Source organism: Alteromonas sp. WD8-37, assembly GCF_055326825.1.
The window spans coordinates 304,402-310,401 of the sequence record NZ_JBUZOV010000004.1; the positions used below are offsets into that span (position 1 = coordinate 304,402).

Annotated in this window: 6 protein-coding genes; 4 read left to right on the forward strand and 2 right to left on the reverse strand. The window is 53.7% G+C overall.

Translation table 11 applies throughout. From position 1 onward, the window contains the following. The first annotated feature begins 29 nt into the window (after positions 1-29). Genes ACTUJZ_RS12050 through ACTUJZ_RS12060 form a run of 3 tightly spaced genes read left to right on the forward strand, consistent with a single transcriptional unit; the run spans position 30 to position 2,435 of the window. Positions 30-1,706 (forward strand): chloride channel protein, encoded by a 1,677-nt coding sequence (locus tag ACTUJZ_RS12050; protein WP_463636564.1) that lies wholly within the window; start codon positions 30-32, stop codon positions 1,704-1,706. An 11-nt stretch (positions 1,707-1,717) separates the two neighbouring features. After that, positions 1,718-2,146, forward strand: a complete 429-nt coding sequence (locus ACTUJZ_RS12055; protein WP_463636565.1) for a CopD family protein — start codon at positions 1,718-1,720, stop codon at positions 2,144-2,146. Between the two features lie 43 nt (positions 2,147-2,189). Next, positions 2,190-2,435, forward strand: a complete 246-nt coding sequence (locus ACTUJZ_RS12060; protein WP_463636566.1) for a hypothetical protein — start codon at positions 2,190-2,192, stop codon at positions 2,433-2,435. On the opposite strand, the gene ACTUJZ_RS12065 is transcribed toward ACTUJZ_RS12060, so the two are convergent. Beyond that, positions 2,432-3,082, reverse strand: coding sequence for a UPF0149 family protein (locus tag ACTUJZ_RS12065; RefSeq protein ID WP_463636567.1), 651 nt, complete (start codon positions 3,080-3,082; stop codon positions 2,432-2,434). The two genes, ACTUJZ_RS12060 and ACTUJZ_RS12065, sit on opposite strands and share 4 nt — an antisense overlap. A 264-nt stretch (positions 3,083-3,346) precedes the next feature. On the opposite strand from ACTUJZ_RS12065, the gene ACTUJZ_RS12070 reads away from it, so the two are divergent. After that, positions 3,347-4,540: an Nramp family divalent metal transporter gene (locus tag ACTUJZ_RS12070; RefSeq protein WP_463636568.1), complete on the forward strand. Its 1,194-nt coding sequence runs from the start codon at positions 3,347-3,349 to the stop codon at positions 4,538-4,540. Here ACTUJZ_RS12070 and ACTUJZ_RS12075 read toward each other — a convergent pair. Further along, on the reverse strand, positions 4,532-5,668 hold the full coding sequence (locus ACTUJZ_RS12075) for a MalY/PatB family protein (RefSeq protein ID WP_463636569.1): 1,137 nt from the start codon (positions 5,666-5,668) through the stop codon (positions 4,532-4,534). The two genes, ACTUJZ_RS12070 and ACTUJZ_RS12075, sit on opposite strands and share 9 nt — an antisense overlap. Positions 5,669-6,000: the final 332 nt, after the last annotated feature.

A 6,000-nucleotide genomic window follows, 5' to 3' on the forward strand; every position in this document is an offset into this window, starting at 1 on the left:
TTTTCTTTCTGCTTACAGCTGATTATGTCATGCGCCTGAATGGCTTTCGTCAAGAACTTGCTCATCCTAGAACATCTGTACTGGTTTGTCTGCTGGGGATTTGTGGCGGAACCATTGCAGCCGGCCTGATCATCTTGTTCCGGCTGTGCTATGAGTGGCTGTCAGCATTCTGGCTGGCCGAGGCGGCCAGCTGGTTTTCTCAGGCCTGGCTGGCGCGTCTTGTGGTGCCGGTGGTGGCCGTGCTGCTGATTTTACTGGTGGCGTACCTGACCGGCTTTAAACATTACCGCATGGGGATCCCGTTTGTGATCCACCGGGTCAAAATGTTTTACGGGTATGTGCCCTTTCGCACTACCATCAATCAGTTTTTTGGTGGCATGTTTGCGCTGGCCGGCGGCTTTGTGGTGGGTCGCGAAGGCCCATCGGTCCATATCGGTGCCTCTGGCAGCAGCTACCTGGGCCAGTGGCTGCGCCTGCCCTACAACAGCATTCGAATCCTGGCCGGCTGTGGCATTGCGGCCGGCATTTCGGCCTCGTTTAATACCCCCTTTGCCGCAGTCATCTTTGTGATGGAGGTGGTGCTGCGCGAATACAAAATTCATATCTTTGTACCGGTGATGCTAGCCGCGGCCTGTGGCTCGGTACTCACCCGGCTGGTGTTTGGTGAAATCAACGAGCTGTCGTTTTTATCCTTCACGCCATTTAGCCATTGGATGTATCTGTATCTGATTGTGCTGGGGGTGGTGTTAGGCGCGTTAGCAGCCTTGTTTAATAACCAGCTGATGCGGGTTATGACCCTGTTTCGCCCGGTCAGCATGATCTGGCGTTTGGTGCTGGCTGCGCTGATCACCGGGCTGGTCAGTGCCTGGTTACCCGCTGCGCCGGGCGCCAGCTTTGAAAGTATTGAGGTGCTATTCACCCAACAGCCCGACACCTGGTTTTTATTATCCTTGCTGGCGGCCAAGTTTGTGCTGGCGGTATGTGCCATCGGCCTGGGCGTACCCGGCGGGATCATGGGCCCGGTGATGGTGATTGGGATGCTGGCCGGGGCCATTTTGTTGCTGCCTTTAAATACCATTACCGCCACCAGCGACTACACCAGCAGCTTTGCGTTGCTGGGCGTGGCGGGCATGCTCACCGCAGTGCTGCACGCGCCGCTGGCAGCGCTGTCGGCAGTCATGGAGCTATCTTACAGCCCGCAAATTATCTTACCGGCGATGCTGGTCATTGTGCCGGCGTATGTCACCTCTACCCAGTTTTTGGGCAACCGTTCTATCTTTATCCGGCAGCTGGATTATCAAAATCTGCCCTACGCCATCACCTCCATTCGCGAAGCGCTGGAAAAAACCGGTGTGCTGGCTGCCATGACGAATCAGTACAAGTTATTTGTGGATGCTCCCACCGAAAGCATTGAAAGCTATTTGGCCGACCATCCATCAGCCATCGTGCTCCAGAAGATCCAACACGAACTGGAAACCGAATTTAAACTGGTGGAGTACGATGTCAGCCTGGAACACAATGCCAGTGCGCTGGATTACACCACCATTACTGGCCTCAACAGCCAGTGCACCTTGTATGAAGTGTACGAAAAACTTAAAAATGCCCGCGACGGTGCGGTGTATATCTATGATTCGCAGCCCGGTAACATTGTCGGTGTCATCACCTGGAGTATCCTCCAGGGTGTGCTGCAACGGACTCAGTATTAACAGGACTGACTATGTCGATTTTATGGCTTAAAGCCTTACATGTGTTTTTTATGGTGGCGTGGTTTGCCGGGATATTTTATCTGCCCCGGCTGTTTGTGTATCACGCGCAATCCAGCGAGCCGGCGGTGCATGCTCAGTTTAAACAAATGGAACGCCGCTTGTGGTGGTTTGTGACCCCGTTTGCCGTGCTAACCGGGGTCTTTGGCGTATGGCTCATCGTTGCCTATGGCTCGGCCTGGTTCAAAGTGTCAGGCTGGTTGCACATAAAACTGCTGCTGGTACTTGCATTATATGTGTACCACTTCTATTTATTTAAATTAGTAAAACAGTTTGCCCGTGACAAAAACGTACATAGCGCCCGTTTTTATCGCATTATCAATGAAATACCTGTTTTGGTGTTGCTCAGTGTAATTATTTTGGCAGTGGTTAAACCTTTTTAGCCGATAAGACGAATACAGCCTTATTCAAAACATTTGCTACGTTATGCAAGATGCATGCAGTAGCGGTGGCTGGCCCACCGCAAGTAGCCAGGGCGAGGACACGGAAGTGAACAATGAACGTTTAAAAGTCTTGTTTAGCCGCAGCGACGCGGCGTTTCAGGCGTTACTTAAAGAGCCGGACTCAGCCCAGCTGAATCGGGCGTATGAAGCGGCGCAAAAAGAACTCCAGGCGTTTATTGCCACCTCCAGGCGCACCCTGGACAAACGCCCCTCTCCGCGCCAAAACTAATCTTTAGGTTTATCCTGATACATCTCGAACTGGTTAGGTAAAAACGCCGCCAGTTCCCCCGCCAGCGTGACATACTCGCCCACCATTCCCGGTAATTGTCGCATCAGTTGCGGAATATGCTGGCGCAGTGTGCGGGCCTGGCTGGCGCTACGCACCTGGCAGGCGGCCTCCACATCGGCCAGGGTAGAAAATAACTTTAAACAGCGCTGCAGACGGCGCGCCGGATCTTCCTGATCTAACCCCTGGTCTTGCTCAGGGGCATTGCGGGCCCGATCCCAGGCATGCTGCCATAATGATTCCACCTGCTGATGGCCTTGTAGTAAGCCTTTCAACCAGGCCTGTAAGTCAGCGCCGGGCATATCGCCGCTTATTAACCCTGCAGGCAACAGCACCTGTTCCTGGCGCATGGCATCCAAGGTATCACGTAAACAATACATCAGCTGTTCCGCCAGTTTATCGACCTGCTGTTCGCTCAGGGCGGTCTCGCGGTGGCGAATAAACCAGGGCATCCAGCGCTCGGGTAACGGGATCTCCGGTGCTGCGCCGATGGCGGTCATCAGGCCGCGAGCGGTGTATTTACACGGTAAAATCGCCTTTAACTGTGGCTGCTGATACAGTTGGTCAAAGGCATCCTGGGTTGTTGCCACCGGCTTCTCCAACACGCTTAAATAAGGATGAGGGTAACCTGTCTGGTACGCCTATGCACGCACCGCTAGCAGAAAAATAGTTAGCCCGTTATTGCCGATGTATGCCTAAAAAACCTGGCATTGTTAAAAAAATCATAAAAAAGTTGAGCCGGATGCTTGGCGTGGCTGGCCGATTTCTTTACCATCCGCAGCCCAAAAATCGCCAGCCTTGCCGCTTATCAGCGCGTAAGGCTCAATAACCTTAACCAAACAAGGTGGCCGACTATGGCAAAAGACAAATCCGGTTTTATTATCGCCGCGGCATTTATTGGCCCAGGCACTGTGACTACCGCAAGCATCGCAGGGGCCAATTTTGGCTTTCATTTGATGTGGGCGCTGGTTTTTTCCATTCTTGCCACTATCGTGCTACAGGATATGGCTGCCCGGTTAGGGATCGTGACCGGCAATGGATTGGCCGCTGGCTTAAAGGACATCAGTGAGAGTCCGGCGCTCAAGGTGTTTTTTTCCGCTTTAGTGGTGGCTGCCGTGGGTATCGGCAATGCTGCCTATGAATCCGGCAACCTGACCGGTGCCGCCATTGGTCTGGATGCTTTTTGGAATATTGGGACGGGCAACTGGGCCATTATTTTAGGGGGCTTATCGGCCTTATTGTTGTACACCGGCAAGTATAAGATGATTGAGTCGGTGCTAGTGCTGCTGGTGGTGGCCATGGCGCTGGTGTTTTTTGTCACCCTATTTGCTGCTAGCCCGGACTGGTCGGCCATGGGCGAACAAATGCTGTCGCCGCAGCTGGATGGTGAAGCCATCACCATGATTCTGGCTTTAATTGGTACCACCATTGTGCCGTATAACTTGTTTTTGCATGCCAGCCTGACCGCGCAAAATTATGCCGGCGAAGACAAGGCCAGTGCGATCAAAGCCTCTCGCCGTCAGTCGGTGTTTGCCATCGGTTTTGGCGGGCTCATCACCTTAGTGGTGATGGCCACAGCCATGCTGGCGTTTTTCAATCAAGATGCCAGCATGGATGCCACCAACATGGGCAAACAGCTGGAGCCGGTGCTGGGTGAGTCTGCACAATGGTTTTTTGCAGCTGGCTTGTTTGCGGCCGGCCTGACCAGCTCCATCACCGCCCCCCTGGCAGCCAGTTATGCGGTATGCGGCGCACTGAACTGGTCTACCGACCTGCACAGCCGGCCATTTAAGGCTGTCTGGATGACCATCATCGCCACCGGGGTGATCATCGCCGGCATCGGCTTCAAACCGCTGTCTGCCATTTTATTCGCACAGGCGGCCAATGGCCTGCTGCTGCCAATTGTAGCAATCTTCCTATTGGTGGTAATGAACCGGCGCGGAACACTGGGCGCGTTTAAAAACAAAATGCCCAGCAACATCCTGGGCATTGTGGTAGTTAGTTTTGTGGTCTGCCTGGGCTTATATAAGCTAGCGTCCTTAGGCTGACGCCAGCCGCTCCAGCATCTGGCTGAGCATGGCCCGACTACAGCCAAAGTTCAGCCGGAAATGATTGCGGGCGCCAAAATCGGCGCCTGGCGACGGCCCCACCCCTTTATCTTCTGCCCATTTTTGCACATTGGGTACATCCAGTCCGCTGCCGTCGACCCAGGCTAAAAAGGTCGCTGGCTGAGTATGTACCTGCAAGCCGTCAATCTGATTGATGCGGCTAACCAGCAGATCGCGGTTTTCGCGCAAATACTGCAGCACTGCCTGATGCCAGTCATCACACTGGGTAAAGGCGGCTTCTGTAGCAATCAGGCCCAGCTGATTAACCCAGGGCACGATGCCGGCGCACGCGCTGACAAAGCGCTGGCGCAGGGCTTTATCCGGAATAATGGCAAATGACGCGCCCAGTCCGGCAATATTGAAGGTTTTGCTGGCGGCCATCAGGGTTACACTGTGTTCGGCTAACTGGGGCTCGCGGCCTACGGGTAAATGGCGCACACCAGGCTCTAGGATGAGATCGCAGTGAATTTCATCAGAGCACAACACCACATCATTGGCCCGGCATATCTCAGCAATACGGTCCAACTCTTGTTGATTGAGCACAGTGCCCACCGGGTTCATCGGATTACACAGGATCAATAGTTTACAGCGCGGGTCTGCCGCCTCACGGGCCAGCTGCTCAAAATCCAGCGTGGCGCGACCATTTTGCGTAACCGTGTCCAGGGCCACTTTTTCTAACTGGTTCAATTTGGGGGCTGCCAGTAGTGGCGGGTAATTGGGTACCTGCACCATCACTTTATCACCTGGCTCGCAGTAGGCCTGACAGGCGCCATTGAAGGCTGGTACCACACCGGGTGTCCACACCAGCCATTCGGGTTCGATATGCCAGTCATGTTTGTCACGCAGCCAACGCTGCACCGCGGCAATCGCCGGGGTGTATTGGCCGGGCAACACATACCCCAGGTTGCCATGCTCAACCCGTTCACTGATGGCATCCAAAATCGGCTGAGCACATCGAAATTCCATGTCCGCCACCCAGGCCGGCAGGATATCGGTGCCTTTATATTTTTCCCATTTAAATGAGTGCGTGTGCTGACGAGCAGGCGGATTATCGAAGTTAAAGGTCACTGGCAGATCCTTGTGTGAAAGTGGGTTAATTTCCAGTGTATTGATTTCAGTGATCGCTATCCAGCCCGGCGTTATGCCAAAACGCAATGAGATGGAAGTATTTTGGTTGATAACCGCGGCCTGCCACCATGACCTGCCCGTGGCCGCCCTTGTTCGCTAAGGTGGTAACCTAGGGAGATCCCGACTTTCGCGATGTATGGACTCCTCCCCCCCCGGAGGAGTATTTTGGTTATCGCCAAACAACCTCTAAAAGGAGTCCATACATGGCTGAATCTAACGTAATTGCTATCGACCTTGCAAAGAGTTCTTTCGATGTCTGTGTCCTTGATACT